The sequence below is a fragment of the Staphylococcus sp. SB1-57 genome, from assembly GCF_017086425.1.
GTDB classification, from domain to species: Bacteria; Bacillota; Bacilli; order Staphylococcales; family Staphylococcaceae; genus Staphylococcus; species Staphylococcus warneri_A.
Genome location: NZ_CP070964.1, coordinates 1495346 through 1514276 on the forward strand (window position 1 = coordinate 1495346; position 18931 = coordinate 1514276).

15 protein-coding genes are annotated in these 18931 nt (G+C 33.2%); all 15 read right to left on the reverse strand.

Annotated elements, in window-relative coordinates; genetic code table 11:
• Nucleotides 1-4: 4 nt before the first annotated feature.
• Nucleotides 5-1237, reverse strand: a complete 1233-nt coding sequence (gene nusA / locus JX000_RS07390; protein ID WP_002450546.1) for a transcription termination factor NusA — start codon at nt 1235-1237, stop codon at nt 5-7.
• A gap of 20 nt (nt 1238-1257) precedes the next feature.
• Nucleotides 1258-1725, reverse strand: coding sequence for a ribosome maturation factor RimP (gene rimP / locus JX000_RS07395; RefSeq protein ID WP_049425144.1), 468 nt, complete (start codon nt 1723-1725; stop codon nt 1258-1260).
• 182 nt (nt 1726-1907) lie between these two features.
• Nucleotides 1908-6218: a PolC-type DNA polymerase III gene (locus tag JX000_RS07400; protein ID WP_206141006.1), complete on the reverse strand. Its 4311-nt coding sequence runs from the start codon at nt 6216-6218 to the stop codon at nt 1908-1910.
• A 265-nt stretch (nt 6219-6483) separates the two neighbouring features.
• On the reverse strand, nt 6484-8187 hold the full coding sequence (locus tag JX000_RS07405) for a proline--tRNA ligase (protein ID WP_124228347.1): 1704 nt from the start codon (nt 8185-8187) through the stop codon (nt 6484-6486).
• A gap of 19 nt (nt 8188-8206) precedes the next feature.
• A complete protein-coding gene (gene rseP / locus JX000_RS07410; RefSeq protein ID WP_107541011.1) occupies nt 8207-9493 on the reverse strand; it encodes an RIP metalloprotease RseP in 1287 nt (428 codons plus the stop codon).
• A gap of 240 nt (nt 9494-9733) precedes the next feature.
• On the reverse strand, nt 9734-10516 hold the full coding sequence (locus JX000_RS07415; RefSeq protein ID WP_206140565.1) for a phosphatidate cytidylyltransferase: 783 nt from the start codon (nt 10514-10516) through the stop codon (nt 9734-9736).
• 3 nt (nt 10517-10519) lie between these two features.
• Entirely contained in the window at nt 10520-11290 is a 771-nt protein-coding gene (locus JX000_RS07420) for an undecaprenyl pyrophosphate synthase (protein WP_206140566.1), read from the reverse strand.
• A 233-nt stretch (nt 11291-11523) separates the two neighbouring features.
• Nucleotides 11524-12078: a ribosome recycling factor gene (frr, locus tag JX000_RS07425; RefSeq protein WP_002450553.1), complete on the reverse strand. Its 555-nt coding sequence runs from the start codon at nt 12076-12078 to the stop codon at nt 11524-11526.
• Between the two features lie 15 nt (nt 12079-12093).
• Nucleotides 12094-12816, reverse strand: coding sequence for a UMP kinase (gene pyrH / locus JX000_RS07430; protein WP_206140567.1), 723 nt, complete (start codon nt 12814-12816; stop codon nt 12094-12096).
• 140 nt (nt 12817-12956) lie between these two features.
• Nucleotides 12957-13835: a translation elongation factor Ts gene (gene tsf / locus JX000_RS07435; protein WP_002450555.1), complete on the reverse strand. Its 879-nt coding sequence runs from the start codon at nt 13833-13835 to the stop codon at nt 12957-12959.
• Nucleotides 13836-13986: 151 nt separating this feature from the next.
• Nucleotides 13987-14775, reverse strand: coding sequence for a 30S ribosomal protein S2 (gene rpsB, locus JX000_RS07440; RefSeq protein WP_002466032.1), 789 nt, complete (start codon nt 14773-14775; stop codon nt 13987-13989).
• Between the two features lie 307 nt (nt 14776-15082).
• Nucleotides 15083-15856: a GTP-sensing pleiotropic transcriptional regulator CodY gene (codY, locus tag JX000_RS07445; protein WP_002450557.1), complete on the reverse strand. Its 774-nt coding sequence runs from the start codon at nt 15854-15856 to the stop codon at nt 15083-15085.
• 23 nt (nt 15857-15879) lie between these two features.
• On the reverse strand, nt 15880-17283 hold the full coding sequence (gene hslU, locus JX000_RS07450) for an ATP-dependent protease ATPase subunit HslU (protein ID WP_015365077.1): 1404 nt from the start codon (nt 17281-17283) through the stop codon (nt 15880-15882).
• A gap of 87 nt (nt 17284-17370) precedes the next feature.
• The gene (hslV, locus tag JX000_RS07455) at nt 17371-17916 is read right to left on the reverse strand and encodes an ATP-dependent protease subunit HslV (protein WP_002450559.1); all 546 of its coding nucleotides are present in this window, start codon (nt 17914-17916) and stop codon (nt 17371-17373) included.
• Nucleotides 17913-18806 carry a tyrosine recombinase XerC gene (gene xerC, locus JX000_RS07460; RefSeq protein WP_002450560.1) on the reverse strand — a complete coding sequence of 298 codons (894 nt, stop codon included), beginning with the start codon at nt 18804-18806 and terminating at the stop codon, nt 17913-17915. The genes hslV and xerC overlap by 4 nt, the downstream gene beginning before the upstream one ends.
• Between the last annotated feature and the right edge of the window lie 125 nt (nt 18807-18931).

An 18931-nucleotide genomic window follows, 5' to 3' on the forward strand; every position in this document is an offset into this window, starting at 1 on the left:
CAACCTATTTTTCTGTATCTTTATCTTCAGTAGTAACTTCATCCGTATCTTCTAACGTTTCATCTGTTTCAGCTGCTAATTCGGCAGTAGTTAAATTTGATTCTTCTAAATTCACATCTTCAAATTCAATGTCTTCATCACCAGTATTTACAACTTCATCAGCAATTTCTTCTGATTCAATAACAGGATAAACGCCTGCTTCACGAGCATCACTTTCAGATTTAATATCAATTTTCCAACCAGTTAGTTTAGCAGCTAAACGTGCGTTTTGACCACGTTTACCAATTGCTAATGATAATTGATAGTCTGGTACAACTACTACTGTAGATTGATTTTCTTCGTCTACGATAACTTCTAACACTTGTGATGGACTTAAAGCATTTCTTACAAATACTTTAGGATCTTCATTCCATTGAACAATATCAATTTTTTCTCCACCAAGTTCTTCTACTACAGCTTCAACACGAGCACCTTTTGATCCGACACAAGCACCTACTGCATCGATTTCAGGATTATCAGAGTACACACTAATTTTAGAACGATCTCCTGCTTCACGTGCTACTGATTTAACAATAACGGTACCATCAAAGATTTCAGGTACTTCTTGTTCAAATAGTCGTTTTAATAAGCCTGGATGGCTTCTTGAAACATAAATTTGAGGTCCTTTAGTTGTTTGTTCAACTTTGTTAACAAAGACTTTAATTCTTTCGTTAGGGATATAGCTTTCATTCGGACTTCTTTCTGCCTCAGACAATACTGCTTCAATACGACCTAAATTAACGTAAACATATCTATGGTCTACACGATCGATCACACCCGTTAAGATGTCTTCTTCTTTATCGATAAATTCATCATAAAGAATTTCTCTTTCAGCATCTCTCAAACGTTGCATGACTGCTTGTTTAGCTGCTTGAGCACCAACACGTCCGAAATCTTGTGGCGTCACATCTTCTTCATATATGTCACCAATCTCGTATGCTGGATTTTTAACTAATGCAGTACTAATATCAACTTCTTCTCTATCATCGAATACTTCTTCAACAACTTCTTTTCTAGCAATAACTTTGAAAGTACCTTCGTCCATATTAAGTTCTACCCTAACATTTCTGGCACTATCATAGTTTTTTTTGTAAGCAGTAATTAAAGCTGCTTCAATAGCATCAATTAATACTTCTCTTGGAATTTTCTTTTCCTTTTCTAAATATTCAGTAGCTAATAATAATTCATTACTTGACACGGCTCTTCCTCCTCACCACGTTATAGCATTACTGCGTGACGTGCTTTTGCAATTTTATTGCGTGGTATCTCTATCGTTTTTGTTTTAGATTTTTCTTTGACTTCTATTAATATAATATCCTCTTTGACTTCTTTTAAAATACCTAACCATTCTTTTTCATTTTCGATTGGTACATAAAGTGAAATAAAAATGGGATGTGATATTGCATCTTTAAGCGCTTTCTCATTCTTAATAGGTCTTTCAGCACCTGGAGATGCTACATCTAAGTAGTACATTTCAGGTATTGGATCATTTTCATCCATCGCTTCGCTAATCTTTTCTGAGGCTAACGTACAATCATTAAGATCGACGCCACCTTCTTTGTCTATTGAAATTCTTAAAAAATGATCTTTACCTTCTTTAACATACTCAATTTCAACTAGTTCAAAGTTAAGGTCATCTAATACGGGTTGAATAATAGGTTCAACTTGTTCAGCTATTTTACTCATACAGGCCTCCCTTTTAGGCAAATAGAAAAGAGCGGGTTTATGCCCACTCTTTTGCCTGAGTTACTAATTTTTTAAGCAATCTAAGTATACCATAAGTTATACTAGTAAACAAATCACACCCTAATTAATGGGAACATCCCTGTATACACTTAATAATTTAATAACTTCTTTATTGTTTTACATTACATGTCAAAAATAGATAATTGTGCTTTATCAGGTAATCCTGGTAATGAGCCTAAATCGTCTAGATATTCAATAACCTTTTGTGATAAACCTGCTTTTTTATTTAAATCTTCTTTAGATAAAAATGGTCCTTCTTCTCTTGCTTCAACAATTCGTTTGGCAACATTTTCACCTAGTCCTGGTACGGCTATAAATGGTGGAATCAATGTATCACCTTCAATAATGAAATCAAACGCTTGGCTTTTTTCTAAACTAATCGGTTGCATACGATAACCTCGATGAGCCATTTCATTCATTATTTCTAATACTGTTAATACATCTTTTTCTTTTTTACCTAAATCCATATAGCGAGAGTACATATCTTTTACAGTGTTTTTAATACCTGTTTTATCTTTAATCATAGTAATTAAATCAAAATCAGATGCTCTAACTGTAAAGTAAGACGCATAATAATATAAAGGATGATGTACCTTAAAGTATGCGATACGGACTGCCATTAATACATAGGCTGCCGCATGGGCTTTAGGGAACATGTATTTGATTTTACGACAAGAATCTAGATACCAATCAGGAACGTCATTTTCTTTCATAGCTTCAACCATTTCATCAGTTAAGCCACGTCCTTTACGTACAAATTCCATTGTTTTGAAGGCCATAGATGGTTCTAATCCTGCATACATCAGATATACCATGATGTCGTCACGACAACCAATAACTGATGATAAATCACAAATACCTGCACGGATTAGTTCTTGTGCGTTACCTAACCAAACATCTGTACCATGTGATAGTCCAGAAATTTGTACTAATTCAGAAAATGTTGTTGGTTTAGTATCTTCAAGCATTTGTCTTACAAATCCCGTACCAAATTCCGGTACACCAAATGTCCCTGTTTTACATAAAATATCTTCTTCAGTCACACCTAAACTTTCTGGACTACTAAATATTTTCATAGTTTCTTTATCATCCACAGGAATCGTTTTAGGATCAATGCCAGATAAATCTTGTAGCATACGTATCATAGTTGGATCATCGTGTCCAAGTATATCGAGTTTTAAGACGTTATCATGGATAGAATGGAAATCAAAATGTGTTGTCATCCAAGCAGAACTTTGGTCATCTGCTGGATATTGTATAGGTGTAAAATCATAAATATCCATGTAGTCTGGAACTACGATAATACCACCAGGGTGTTGTCCAGTTGTACGTTTAACACCTGTACAACCTTTAACTAAACGATCCACCTCTGCTCCACGTTTATGAATACCTTGGTCATTAAGATAACCTTTAACAAATCCAAATGCAGTTTTTTCGGCAACTGTACCAATTGTTCCTGCACGGAATACTTTGTCTTCACCGAATAATACTTTTGTATAGTTATGTGCATTAGGTTGATATTCACCACTGAAGTTTAAGTCGATATCTGGTACCTTATCACCTTTAAATCCTAAGAACGTTTCGAAAGGTATATCTTGCCCCTCTTTAATTAGCTCATTGCCACATTCAGGACATTTTTTATCGGGTAAATCGAATCCTGAACCAACAGAACCATCGTCGAAAAACTCACTCGTTTTACAATGCGTACAAATGTAATGTGGCGGCAATGGGTTAACTTCAGTGATTTCTGTCATAGTCGCTACAAAGCTTGATCCTACAGAACCACGTGAACCTACTAAGTAACCATCATCTAAAGATTTTTTAACCAAACGTTGTGAAATTAAATAAATAACTGAGAAACCGTTCCCTATAATACTATCTAGTTCTTTCTCTAAACGATCAATAACAATTTGAGGTAAATCTTCACCATATAACTTTTTGGCATTGCTATAACTTAATTCTCTAATTTCTTCATTCGCACCATCCATTCGTGGTGTATATAATTTATCTTTAATTGGTACAACACGTTCAATTTGATCTGCTAAGGCATTAGTATTTGTTACAACTAACTCATAAGCCTTTTCTTCACCTAAGAAATGTAATTCATCCAACATTTCGTCGGTTGTTCTAAAATGTGCTTCTGGTAAAGTTGAACGATTTAAAGGATTCCCCGGTTGGGAAGCAATTAAAATTTTACGAGCGATGGCATCGTGTTCATATAAATAGTGTGCATTACCTGTTGCTATAACAGGAATATTAGCACTCTTTCCAGCTTCAATTAAACGATGATAAATCTCATGAAGTGTTTCAGTATCTCTAATGAGTTCACGATCAATAAGATCTTGATAAAGTGCTGGTGGTTGTACTTCAATAAAGTCATAATACTTTGCTATTTTTTCTACTTCTGATTGATCTCTTTGCATGACAGCTGTAAATAATTCACCTTCATCACATGCCGTTCCAACAAGCAAACCTTCTCTATACTCATTTAATAAAGATCTCGGTATTCTTGGTGTTCTATAATAATAGGTTACTAATGATTCACTCACAATTTTGAAAAGATTTTTTAAACCTTGTTGATTTTGAACTATTAATGTGACATGTGATGGTCTAGCACGTTTATATGCATCTTCATTAGATAGTTTTTGATTAATATCTATATGATTTGTCACGCCAAGTTCTTTCATCTGTTGAACCATTTTAATAAAAATATATGCAGTAGCTTCAGTATCATATATCGCTCTATGATGTTGTGTTAAGTCCACACCATATTTTTTAGCAAGGAAGTTCAAACCATGCTTACCATAATCAGTATTTATAGTACGAGATAATTCTAGTGTATCAATTACACCATTAGTTGAAGGGCCGAATCCAAGGCGTTCATAACCTGTATCAATGAATCCCATATCGAATGAGGCGTTATGGGCCACGAATATGGCATCTCCTACCCATTCTTTGAATTCTGTAAGTACATCTTCTATTTCAGGAGCATCAGTTAGCATATCATCTGTAATATGCGTTAAATTAATAATTGTTTCTGATAATTTCTCATGAGGATTACTAAATCTTTCAAACTTATCTATGATTTCTCCGTTATGTACTTTAACAGCTGCTAATTCGATAATTTTATCATATTGATTAGATAAACCAGTCGTTTCTACGTCAAAAACAACATATGTAGCATCTTTTAAATCTCGATCTGTAGGTTTGTAAGCAATAGGTACACCATCATCCACTAACATGCCTTCCATACCATATATCATTTTGATACCATGTTTTTCAGCAGCAGCATGGGCATCTGGAAATGCTTGAACAACATTATGATCTGTCACAGCAATCGCTTGATGACCCCAATCAGCTGCTTGCGCTACATAGCCGCCAATATTAGGTATGCCATCCATTTGACTCATTGATGTATGTAAATGGAATTCAACTCTTTTATTTTCTGCCTTATCTTTTTTAGGCGATTTTTTAATTTCTTCAATATCAGACATCATCATAACTAAATCTCTAACAAAAGTATCTTCTTCAATACGACCTTGTGCACGAACCCACTTTCCTACACTTAAGGCTTTAAAATGATCTAAATCATTTTTATTTTTACGAGTAAACATTTTCAATACTAATGAATCTGTATAATCCGTTACTTTCAATTCTACGATATGACGTCCACTTTTCAATTCTTTTAAATTAATATCAAATATAACGCCCTCAATTGCCACTTTAAATTCTTCTTCTATAATCGATTCTATTGATCTTAAATTTTCAACTTGAATTGGTTTACCAATTTGACATTTATCTACATCGCTTTCGTTGTTATCTTGTTGTTTTGCTTTTTCCGCTTTCATTTTTTCAAGTTTTTCAGTAGCCTCACGTGCACTTTGTTCATCTTCTTCTTGAATATGCGCTTCTAATGATGCTAGATCTTCATCATGGTTAGTATTATCTGTTTCAAATACGACTTTATCTATTTTAAATCCGCATTTTTTAAAAGCAGCGACTAAACTACCATTACATGCCTTATCAAAATGGTTACGTTCAATATCATTGGAAACCATTACTTTTAGAACATTACCTGACATAATCAAGCGTTTTTGTTTTAACTGCCCTTTTACTTTAGGAGATAAGGCAGTTTGATCGATACAATGTGCAAAATATTTAATTGCCTGTTCATCTTGATTATCAGTGTTATCTATCGTGAAATGACAGCTTACATCCGCTATTTCTTTAAATTCTTCTACAATCGCATGATTAAAAAGTAAATAATCTTCATGAGATAAGAAATATGGCAATGTAATATGAAATTCCCATGTTCTATTTTTACTTGAGACATCAATTCTAGTTAGTTCTCCTTGCTGTAGGATTTCTGAATCTAATTGATTAGAAATTTTAATTTGATCAGCAAGTACTTTAAATTTTTCCTGATTTGTCATTGCCAATATGAAAACCACCTTAAATTTATACTCTTTAACATTGCTTGAATTAGTAATTTGGAATTATGAAATCAATCATACAAATTATACTGATGAATCGTTCGAAGTTCAAAGCAAATTTATATCTTATTATACGCTTAATTGGTATAGATTTCATCGATATGAATTAAATACATTTACGAAAAATAAGGAGTGGATAAGAATTCTAATTGAATCCATCATCACACTCCCAATACATAAAACCTAAAAGGTCAAATGTTCATATTTAGTTTAATGTTAAATATAAATCTTTAATATAATTTTCTAAATCATCAATATGAATTTCTTCACTTTCACCTGTTGAACGTTGTTTAACTTCTACAATACCTTCTTCTGCACGTTTACCAACTACAACTCTCAATGGTAAACCTATTAAATCAGCATCGTTAAATTTAACACCCGCACGTTCTTGGCGATCATCATATAGTACATCATAGTTATTCATTAATTGATCATATAATTGATCACCTAGCTCACGTTGTTCCTCTTTTTTAGGGTTAATTGTAATTAAATGTAAATCAAATGGTGTAACTGATTTAGGCCAAATAATACCGTTATCGTCATGGTGTTGTTCTACTATAGCACTCAATGTTCTAGACACGCCAATACCATAACAACCCATAATGAGCGGTTGTGCTTTACCTTGGTTATCTAAGAAAGTCGCATTCATTGATTCAGAATATTTTGTTCCGAGTTTAAAGACTTGTCCAACTTCTATTCCTTCTGCAAATTGTGCATTTCCAGAACCATCACTTAAAGGTTCACCTTCTAAGATAAATCTAAAGTCTCCAAATTCGTCAACTTTAAAATCACGATCTAATTGTGCATTTTCGAAATGATATCCATCTTCATTTGCACCAATCACAAAGTTATTTAAGTCTTGAACAAAATGGTCAGCATAGATTTTAATATCTTTATCATGAATAGGACCTAATGAACCTGGATGTGCACCCACAATATTAACAATTTCATCTTGGCTAGCCATTTCAATTTGGTCTGTACCAAAGTATGCTTTTAATTTCACGTCATTCAACTCATGATGTCCTCTTACAAGTACCATGATAAACTCGCCATCCACTTTAAATGTCATTGTTTTCACAATTTCATCTAGCGGACGATTTAAATATTCAGCTACTTCTTCAGCTGTTTTTATATTAGGTGTCTCTACCTTTTTCAATTCAGCAACTTCAGTATTTTTAGGGTTAGCTGTATAAACCACTTCTGCTTTTTCAATGTTGGCAGCATAATCACTTTCATTACTATAAACGATAGTGTCTTCACCAATTTCACTTAAAGCCATAAACTCATGTGTATGATTACCACCAATTGCCCCTGAATCTGCTACAACAGGTCGTGCATTGATGCCTACTCGTTTAAATATACGATCATACGCGTTATACATATCTTGATAAGTTTCATCTAATGATGCTTCATCAGCATGGAAAGAATAAGCATCTTTCATGATAAATTCTCTACCACGAAGTAACCCAAAACGTGGACGTTGTTCGTCTCTAAATTTAGATTGGATTTGGAACAACGTTAAAGGTAAACGTTTGTATGACTTTAACTCATCTCTAACAAGTGATGTCACTACTTCTTCATGCGTTGGTCCTAATGCAAATTCGCGTCCATTACGGTCTTTTAATCGCATTAATTCAGGACCATATGCACCCCAACGGCCTGATTCTTCCCATAATTCAGCTTGTTGGAGCGCTGGCATTAAAATTTCTACTGCATCTACTTTTTCCATTTCTTCACGTATAATCTTAGAAATATTATTCAGAACACGTGTAGCTAATGGTAAATAGCTATATATTCCACTTGTACTTTGTTTAATTAAACCTGCTTTTAATAATAAACGATGACTTAAAGCTTCAGCTTCTGCTGGCACTTCTCTCATAGTTGGTATAAAAACTTTAGATTGTTTCATAGTTACTTTGCCTCCCTATTTATAAGAAATATCTTTGAATATCGTTCCATGTTACTAGAATCATAATGATAACTACAAAGATTGCACCGACTGCAATAATACCTGTTTCTGCCTTTTTATTAATAGGTTTTCTAAATATTGCTTCGTAAATCACAAATAAAATTCTTCCACCGTCTAATGCTGGAATTGGTAATAAATTCATAATACCTAAGTTTACACTTAATAATGCTGTATATGTGATCAAGTTAATAATTCCCGATTTCACAACTGAATCCACATTATGATAAATACCTACTGGCCCATTCAACATGTCAAATGAAAAACCACCAGTAAAGATACTCGCAAGCATGCCAACGACTGCTGTAAATATTAACGTACCTGCTTTAAAGAACTGTTCAACTCCTGCGACAAGAGGCTTAAATACCGTATGTTCTGTTTTCGGTTTGAATCCAATTTGATAAACTGTCTCAGATTTATTCTTTGTTTGTTTGATTTCAGTTTTCTTAGGTTCGATATCGATTGATTTCATCTTACCGTTTCGTTCAACTTTAACAGTAGTTTTAGCAGATTTATTTTTATCTAAAATGTTTGAAATATCATTATAATCTTTAACTTTGTGGTTACCAATTTGTTCAATTTTGTCGCCTGCTTTTAATCCTGCTTTTTCAGCGGGATAACCTTTGGCTAAATCGCCTACTGTTGTTGTAGGTGTACCATGATAATATGCTAATCCAATAAATAGTACGATAGCCAAAATAAAGTTAAATAACGGGCCGGCAAATAATGTTAAAAATTTGGGTAACGGCTTCTTATGTGTGAATTGACGTTCTCTAGGTGCTATTTGAATTAAGCTACCATTTTCAACGAAATATGCTTTCTTAGCGATATTGAAATGATGACGCTCTTCATCATATGATGTGATACCTTCAATAAAAAGATCATCTTTAAAATCACATTTTTTCACTTCAATAGCTTCAATTTGTTGGAATTTATGTTGATCATCTAAAATGATATGTGTAATTTGATCATGATCATTTAATTTAATTTTTACGTTCATACCTGGTTCAACAGGCGGCTCCTCAAGACCATCACCTGCCATACGCACATATCCGCCTACAGGCAAAATACGAATTGTATATAACGTTTCATCTTTTCTAAAACTAAAGATTTTCGGTCCCATACCGATGGCAAATTCTGGGCACATAATGCCCGCTCTCTTAGCAAAGAACATATGTCCATATTCGTGGACAGTTACAAGAACACCAAAAACGATGATGAACGCTAATATTGTTATTAATGAGCTCACTCGCTACACCTCTATTTTAAGTAATATTTCAAATTTCTCTCGATTAATTATTAAAAGATAATATAAGACATTATATTACGTTTGACTTAATTAGCATATTAATTTGGCTAATCATGTTCATTATACTTTTGTACCAATGAAAATTATGTATAAGTTATGAAAAGGAGTTAAGAAATGCTATGAACATCTCAATAACTCCCCCATTATAACATTTTATTTATTAAAAAATGCTTCAAGATATTAAATTTGAATTAAAAGAATGTTTAACAATGGTAAAACAAACATGAAACTATCAAATCTATCTAATATACCACCATGTCCTGGTAAAATTCTTCCAGAATCTTTCACACCGAAATGACGTTTAAATCCAGATTCTACTAGATCACCTATTTGTCCAAACATGCTTAAGATGATGGTCACAATTAACAATAACCACACGTTTAAATTAAAATCTACAAAAAACTGCATTACTAGCGGTACAAGTAAACTACAGAAAAGACCACCAATAAATCCTTCAATTGTTTTGTTTGGACTTATAACTGGCCATAACTTATGTTTGCCCATTAAACGGCCAAAAATGTAAGCACCAGTATCTGTTAACCAAACTATTAAGAATGCATATAAAATGTAGTGTAATCCTTCTGAACGCGTTTCATAAAAGTACATAAAACCAATTCCGACATAGGCAACGCTCATTAAACAAAATGCTGCATCCATAAAACTAAATCTATTTTTTGATAAAACAGTATAACTGAGTACTATAAAACTCATTGCGACTAAACTTTTCAACTGTATGACTTGTACCCAATCTCCGGCATCTTGAGGAAGCATAATAATAATTAAACCGATTGCACTTATTATCCCGGGAATTGAAATAAATTTAATCATATTCATATTTAAAAGTTCTTTTAATGCAATTAATGCTAATAAATAAGCAAAAAGCATTAGTACTAATCCACCCTTTAAAAGGATAGGCAAGAAAATTAATAAAGCAATAATCGCTGTCAATGTTCTTACTTTCATACTTTACTCCTCACTCAATCCTCCAAAACGTCTTTGGCGTGATTGGTAAATTTTTAAACAATTTTTCAATTCGTCACCATCAAAGTCTGGCCATAATTTTTCATTAAATATGAATTCACTATATGAAACTTGCCAAATTAAAAAGTTGCTTATTCGTTGCTCACCAGAAGTTCTAATTAATAATTCTGGATCAGGATAATTCTTAGTCATCAAGTGTTGATTAATTAAATCTTCGTTAATATCATCACTACTCAATCCTTTATGTTGGATTTCATCTACAATCGTTTTAAAACTTTGAACGATTTCAGCACGCCCACCATAATTGATGGCAAAAATTAATCTTAATCCTGTATTATTTTTCGTTTTTTCTTTGGCATGATCAATAGCTTCGATTGTTGATGTCGGTAACCCTTTTTGAAAACCAATTGTTTCAACTTTAACATTCTTCTCTATCAATTCTGGTAGAAATGTTTTTAAAAAGTTAACTGGTAAATTCATAATATAGTTTACTTCACTTTCAGGTCTAGACCAATTTTCAGTGGAGAAAGCGTATAAGGTAAGATATTTAATACCGATATCACTAGCTTCTCGTGTGACCTTCTTGATTGTTTGCATACCTTCATAATGTCCTTTAATACGAGGCATTTTGCGTTGTTTAGCCCAACGGCCATTACCATCCATGATAATTGCAACATGTTCAGGTATATTATGTAAATCTAAATCATTAAATTGATTACTTTCACTCTTATTATTATTTCTAAGCTTTTTAAACATGGTCTTTCCTCCGAGCCTGATCATCTCTGTATTATTGTATAGGTTGTTTAAACAATCATCTACCATTTTATCATACTCATTTATAGCATTGAATAAGCAAATAAAAAAACTGTACCAAAGTCTTACTTGGTACAGTTTAGACTAGAATGAATATTGCATCATTTTGTCTTACATTAACACTGTATAAGTGCCATCTACAATAAGTTAATATGACTTTTAAGTTTGTCAGAAGATTATACTGACATAATGTCTTTTTCTTTGTCATCAACTAATTGATCAATTTCTTTAATTGAATTATCCGTTGCTTTTTGAACGTCGTCTGTTTGACTTCTTAAGTCATCTTCAGTAATGTCGCCGTTCTTTTCATCTTTTTTAAGTTGATCGTTAACATCACGACGAATGTTTCTAATTGAAACTTTGGCATCTTCACCAATTTTTTTAACATCTTTAACTAATTCTTTACGACGCTCTTCTGTTAAAGCAGGAACAGAAATACGAATAACTTCTCCGTCACTAGTTGGGTTAACACCAAGATTAGCCGCATTAATTGCTTTCTCGATATCAGCCACAGAAGATTTATCGTAAGGAGAAATAACAAGTAATCTTGCTTCTGGAACATTAATACTTGCTAATTGTTGTACTGGTGTTGGTGCACCATAATAATCAACATTTACACCATTTAATAAATTAGAATTCGCTCTACCTGCACTGATATTAGCTAATTCTTTAGATAAATTATCGATAGATTTTTGCATTCTTGCTCTAGTATCTTTAATAATGTCACTCATTTTTTACACCTCATATTATTTTGTAATTAATGTACCAATTTTCTCGCCCATTACAGCTCGTTTAATATTACCCTCTTCCATAATAGAGAACACATTTAATGGAATATTGTTATCCATACAGAATGAAGAAGCTGTTGAGTCCATAACTTGTAGACCTTCTTGAAGCATTTGAATATGTGTTAAATGTTCATATTTAACTGCATCTTTATCTACTTTAGGATCTGCAGAGTAAACACCATCAACATTATTTTTACCCATTAATATAACGTCTGCTTCTACTTCAGCCGCTCTTAGTGCCGCTGTTGTATCAGTAGAGAAATAAGGGTTACCAATACCTGCTGCAAAGATAACAACACGTTTTTTCTCTAAATGACGAATGGCACGACGACGAATGTAAGGTTCAGCAACTTGCTTCATTTCAATAGAAGTTAAAACACGCGTATCACATTCTAATTGTTCAAGGCTATCTTGTAGGGCAAGTGCATTCATAACAGTGGCTAACATTCCCATATAGTCAGCAGTACCGCGATCCATTCCTAAATCGCTTCCTGTTTTACCTCTCCAAATGTTACCGCCACCAACTATTACAGCAATTTCGCAATCCATTTTTGCTACTTCGGCTACTTGCTTAGCAACACTTTTAATAATCATTGGGTTAATGCCAAATCCTTTGTCACCTGCAAGTGCTTCACCACTAAGTTTTAAGACTACACGTTTATATTTAGAAATTTGAGCCATTTTCTTATCCTCTCTATAGTAGAAATATGTAAAAGTATATAAGTAAAGAAGACACGGACGTCCTCTCTAAATTAAAAACTACTGCTTTTAATCTGAGAAAACCTTTCAGGTGTCTTCTTTCTTGTTAACAATATGACTTATTATTTCATTTGTCCTTTAACTTCATCAGCAAAGTTTTCTTCGCGTTTTTCCATACCTTCGCCTACTTCATATCTTACGAAGTCAACAAGTTTACCACCTTTAGATTTTAAGAAAGCTTCAACTGTTTCATCTGGGTTTTTAACGAAGTTTTGGTCAACAGCACAAATTTCTTGTAAGTATTTACGTAAACGACCTTCAACCATTTTTTCAACGATGTTTTCTGGTTTACCTTCATTTAATGCTTGTTGTTTAAGTACTTCTCTTTCATGATTAATTTCATCTTCGCTTACTTGGTCAGATGAAACATATTTAGGATTGATAGCAGCAATGTGCATAGCTACATCTTTAGCAGCTGCTTCATCAGTAGTACCTTCAATTACAGTTAACACACCGATACGTCCACCCATGTGTAAGTATGCACCGAATGCATCGTTATCTGATTTAGTTCTAACTGCAAAACGACGGATGCTTAATTTTTCACCGATTGTTGAAATAGCTTCTTTCATTTTTTCGTCAACAGTTTTACCGTCTTCGAATTTAGTTTCCATTAATGCTTCAACAGATTCTGCTTTAGTAGCAAGTACTTGGTTAGCAATTTCTTTTACTAAGTTTTGGAAACCTTCGTTACGAGCAACGAAGTCTGTTTCTGAGTTGATTTCAACGATAGCTGCTTCGTTACCATTGATTTCAACATGTACAAGACCTTCTGCTGCGATACGATCAGCTTTTTTAGCTGCTTTAGCAATACCTTTTTCACGTAAGTAATCGATAGCTTTGTCCATATCACCATCAGTTTCAGTTAGCGCTTTTTTACAGTCCATCATGCCAGCGCCAGTTTTTTCACGTAATTCTTTTACAAGTTTAGCTGAAATTGCCATTAATTATTCCTCCAGTATATATAATTCTGTTACAGATATATTTAAATTTTACCATTATTCCTAGTAAAATTTCCAATACTCTATACTATTAATTTATTTTTTAAAAAAAGGTGATAAGCATTAGTATCTTATCACCCATTTAAACTATAACTTAGTTTGATTCAACAGAAGTGTTTTCTTCAGTTGTTTCTGCTTTGTCAGATTCTTCTTTTTCATCTAAATTGATGTTTTGTTCTGCAGCTACTTCTTCGTTTGATACACCTTGTTGACCTTCTAAAACAGCGTCTGCCATTTTACCAGTTAATAATTTAACGGCACGGATAGCATCGTCGTTTGCTGGGATTACATAATCAATTTCATCTGGGTCACAGTTAGTGTCAACAATACCCACGATTGGAATATTTAATTTACGTGCTTCAGCAATTGCGTTGCGCTCTTTACGAGGATCAACTACGAATAATGCTTGAGGCATAGTTTTCATATCACGAATACCGCCTAAGAATTTAATTAAACGGTCGTATTCTTTTTTAAGTTCAACAACTTCTTTTTTAGGTAATACTTCGAATAAGCCGTCTTCTTCCATTTTTTCAATTTCAGAAATACGTTTGATTCGTTTTGAGATTGTTTTATAGTTAGTTAAGATTCCACCTAACCATCTTTGGTTAACGTAGAATTGACCAGCACGTTCTGCTTCAGCTTTAACTGAATCTTGTGCTTGTTTTTTAGTACCTACGAATAAGACTTTACCGCCATCTTCTGATACTTGTTTGATGAAGTTATATGCTTCTTCAACTTTTTTCACTGTTTTTTGTAAGTCAATGATATAAATACCATTTCTCTCAGTGAAGATATATTTTTTCATTTTTGGGTTCCAACGACGTGTTTGATGGCCGAAGTGAACACCAGCTTCTAACAATTGTTTCATTGATATAACTGCCATTATAAATTCCTCCTATTGGTTAATTACCTCCATAACAAACTCATATAAAGACAGTAATTAAATACTGCACCCTCTATATTTACATTTATTATGTGTGTATTGGCTTTATAGCCGAAAATAAATATATCATAATTCGACATTGATTGCAATGCCTTTCGTCTAATAAATGATTGATTAAATCAAACATCATCTAGTGTCATTTATTATTTATTTTTCATCGATGAAGTGTTACTAAAAATCATTATCCCTTATTTACAAAAAATTAAGGTTTAGGCATTCCAATGGTAGCACCTAAACCTTAATAAATTTATTTATTACGTTCTAATTCATCTAAGAATTTTTCTTTTTTAACTTTGATAAATGTACCTTTCATACCTAGTGAACGTGACTCAATCACACCAGCGCTTTCTAGTTTACGTAGTGCATTTACAATTACTGAACGTGTAATACCGACTCTATCAGCAACTTTAGAAGCAATTAATAACCCTTCATTACCACCTAATTCATCAAAGATATGTTCGATGGCTTCTTTTTCTGAATAAGATAATGAATTAATGGCCATTGTGATTGAAGCTTTATCTCGTGCTTCTTTTTCAACTTCATTGTGCTTTTCACGTAAAATTTCCATACCAATGACAGTTGCAGCATATTCGCCTAAAACTAAATCATTTTCATTGAAATCATCTTGAACTCTTCCTAAAACTAACGTACCTAATCTTTCTCCTCCACCTAAAATAGGGAATATTGTTGTTCTACTATTTACAAACACTTCTCTATTTTCTGGTGGGAATACCGTTAAAACATTATCAATATCAATATTAGATTGTGTTTCTTTAACATCCATTAATTGATCAGTATATTCTGCAGGGATATGTCTATCTTCAAGCATGTGAATGATTCGATCACTCTTCAGTAATTCATTTAAGCTCGACCCTAAAATTTTACCTCTTCTCGACACAATAAATACATTAGTTACTGTAACGCTACTAATCGTTTGGGCAACGTCCTTAAAATCTACTGCGATGCCTTTGTGTTTCTGTAATAACGTGTTTAACTCTCTTGTTTTAGATAATAAGCTCATAATTTTTCTCCTTCTTTTTATTTTTATAGAATAAATGCACTTAAATCTTTATTTGTTGAGATTGATTTTAATTTATCATCAACATATTGTGGCGTAATATCAACAACAGCATGTGGCATATTCGGTGCTTCGAATGATAAATCTTCTAACATTTTTTCTAAAATTGTGTGTAATCGACGCGCACCAATATTATCAGTATCTTGATTGACTTGATATGCAATTTCAGCTAATCGTGTAATTGCTTCATCTGAGAAGTTAACTGTTACTTCTTCTGTTTGAAGTAACGCTTCATATTGTTTTACTAGTGATAATTTAGGTTCCTTAAGAATTCTAACGAAATCTTCTACTGATAAACTATCAAGTTCGACTCTAATTGGGAATCGTCCTTGAAGCTCTGGAATTAAATCACTAGGTTTAGACACGTGGAATGCACCAGCGCCAATAAATAGCATATGTTCAGTATTTACAGTACCATATTTAGTTTGAATCATGCTACCTTCAAGAATTGGTAAGATATCACGTTGAACACCTTGTCTTGAAACATCTTGACCACTATTTTGATTATTTGTAGCCACTTTATCGATTTCATCGATAAAGATAATTCCCATTTGTTCAGCTAACTCTAATGCTTCTTGATTTGCTGTTTCTTGATCGATGAGTTCATCTGCAAAGTCATCTGCAAGTATTTTACGTGCCGTCTTAACTGGAACTTCACGTTCAACTTTCTTTTTAGGCATAAGTTGATTCATCATATCTTGCATTTGTTGGTTTTGATTTGTACCTAACATTCCTAAAGCACCTGGATCTTGTTCAACTTTGATACGCACTTTTTCTTCTTCAAGTTTGCCTTCTTCAAGTTGTTTTTTGATTTCTGAACGTTTAGTTTTAATTTCCTCTGTTGGTGGCTCTTCCTCTTCTTCATTATTTTGATTAAAATTCGGAATTGCTCCACCGAATAAAGATTCTAATGGATTATTACCTTGAGATGCTTTTTTCTTCATGCTAGGAACGAGTAATTTCACTAATTTATCGTTAGCTTTTTGCGTTGCTTCATCTTTGACCATTTCTTTCTTTTCATCTTTAACTAATCGCACTGACACATCAACTAAATCTCTGACCATACTCTCTACGTCACGACCTACATAACCAACCTCTGTAAATTTAGTTGCTTCAACTTTAATAAACGGTGCACCTACAATTTTGGCCATTCTACGTGCTATTTCTGTTTTACCTACACCTGTTGGTCCAATCATTAAAATATTCTTGGGTGCTATTTCTTGTTTAGATTCTTCATCTAATAAGCTTCTTCTGTATCTATTACGTAAGGCAATGGCTACTTTCCTTTTCGCATCATCTTGTCCTACGATATATTCGTTTAATTTAGATACAATATCTTTCGGTGTTAATTTTATACCATTTGTATCCATATATGGATGACCTCCAATTTCTTACTTTCTGAAATTAATGCTATTTATACTTACTACAAATCAATTTGCTCGATTGATTATAGATTTTTATAATGTTTCAACTATAATATTATCATTTGTGAACACACAAATGTCAGATGCCACCTTCAAACTTTCATAAGCCATTTCTTCTGCTGACATTTGTCCTGCGTGTCGTTTTAGTGCTCGACCTGCACTTAATGCATAATTTCCGCCTGAACCTATCGCTATTAAATCATCATCGGGGGCAATCACTTCTCCTGTACCGCTAACAACTAATATGGCATCTTTGTCCATTACTATTAACATTGCTTCTAACTGACGCAGTTGTTTATCTCCTCGCCACTCTTGTGCAAGTTCAACGGCTGCTCTTTCAAGATTACCACTAAATTGTTGAAGTTTTGTTTCGAACTTTTCAAAAAGTGTAAACGCATCAGCAACACTACCTGCAAAACCTGCTAGTACCTTTCCATCGTATAAGCGTCTCACTTTTCTTGCTGTTTGTTTCATTATTACTTGTTGTCCTAATGTGACTTGTCCGTCTCCGGCCATTGCTGCGCCACCATTATGTCTTACAGCATATATCGTAGTTGCATGTAATGAGTTATCCATCATTCATTCTCCTTTTTTGCTCGAGGATGTGCATTAAGATAAACTTTTCTTAATTGTTGATTAGATACGTGTGTATATTTCCCAGTGGTTGATAAATTAACATGACCTAGTAGAGATTGCACTGTTCTCAAATCAGCTCCTTGGTTTAACAAGTGTGTTGCGAAGGTATGTCGTAATTTATGGGGGTGAATATTCGTTACACCAGACGTACGTTTTACTACATCATTAAGTACGTATCTAACTCCTCTTTCTGTTATTGGTTGACCTTGCATATTAACGATTAAATAGTCATGATCAACATGTTTTAAAGGTTTAAATTCCTTTAAATACCGTTCTATACTTTGCTTACAAAATTCTCCAAAAGGAATAAATCTTTCTTTATTACCTTTACCTAATACTTTAACTCCAGGTAACTTCATATCTAAATCTTGTGTTTTGATATGCACCAATTCAGAAACACGAATACCTGTTGCATATAATAGTTCAAGTATTACTTTATCTCGCATACCCTTTTTACTATCAGTATCTACCGTTTTAAATAAAGCTTCCATTTCTTCTTCATAAAAAAATTGTGGTAAGTACTGTTCTTTCTTTGGGTGTACAAGTTGAACAAATGGATTAACAACGGACTCATCCTGTGTCATCCAATATTCATAAAAAGTTCGTAACGTAGAAATTTTACGTGAAACTGTAGTTCTTTTCAAATTTTTCGAATATAAAAAACTTAAATAATTTCTTGCATCTTTATATTCAAAGTCATTTAAATCTAAAGATTCCTGATATAAAAAATCATTAAATTGCACAATGTCATCATGATAAGACTTGAGTGTGTGATCAGAAAAATGTCGTTCTACTTTTAACATATAGAGAAACGCTTTTTGAATATCATTCAATAAATTTCGCCTCCATCATATAGAATTGTAGCATATCCGTGGTAGGGCTTACAGTGATTTGATATTCAATTCAAAATCTTTCGAGAATTGTAACATATACCGTCAGCAATCATAACCAACAAAAA

Excerpts from the sequence above, each read along its gene's own strand:
- rimP (WP_049425144.1), bottom strand. The coding sequence starts at position 1,725 with ATGAGTAAAATAGCTGAACAAGTTGAACCTATTATTCAACCCGTATTA.
- JX000_RS07400 (WP_206141006.1), bottom strand. The coding sequence starts at position 6,218 with ATGACAAATCAGGAAAAATTTAAAGTACTTGCTGATCAAATTAAAATT.
- JX000_RS07405 (WP_124228347.1), bottom strand. The coding sequence starts at position 8,187 with ATGAAACAATCTAAAGTTTTTATACCAACTATGAGAGAAGTGCCAGCA.
- JX000_RS07415 (WP_206140565.1), bottom strand. The coding sequence starts at position 10,516 with ATGAAAGTAAGAACATTGACAGCGATTATTGCTTTATTAATTTTCTTG.
- JX000_RS07420 (WP_206140566.1), bottom strand. The coding sequence starts at position 11,290 with ATGTTTAAAAAGCTTAGAAATAATAATAAGAGTGAAAGTAATCAATTT.
- frr (WP_002450553.1), bottom strand. The coding sequence starts at position 12,078 with ATGAGTGACATTATTAAAGATACTAGAGCAAGAATGCAAAAATCTATC.
- pyrH (WP_206140567.1), bottom strand. The coding sequence starts at position 12,816 with ATGGCTCAAATTTCTAAATATAAACGTGTAGTCTTAAAACTTAGTGGT.
- tsf (WP_002450555.1), bottom strand. The coding sequence starts at position 13,835 with ATGGCAATTTCAGCTAAACTTGTAAAAGAATTACGTGAAAAAACTGGC.
- rpsB (WP_002466032.1), bottom strand. The coding sequence starts at position 14,775 with ATGGCAGTTATATCAATGAAACAATTGTTAGAAGCTGGTGTTCACTTC.
- codY (WP_002450557.1), bottom strand. The coding sequence starts at position 15,856 with ATGAGCTTATTATCTAAAACAAGAGAGTTAAACACGTTATTACAGAAA.
- hslU (WP_015365077.1), bottom strand. The coding sequence starts at position 17,283 with ATGGATACAAATGGTATAAAATTAACACCGAAAGATATTGTATCTAAA.
- hslV (WP_002450559.1), bottom strand. The coding sequence starts at position 17,916 with ATGATGGATAACTCATTACATGCAACTACGATATATGCTGTAAGACAT.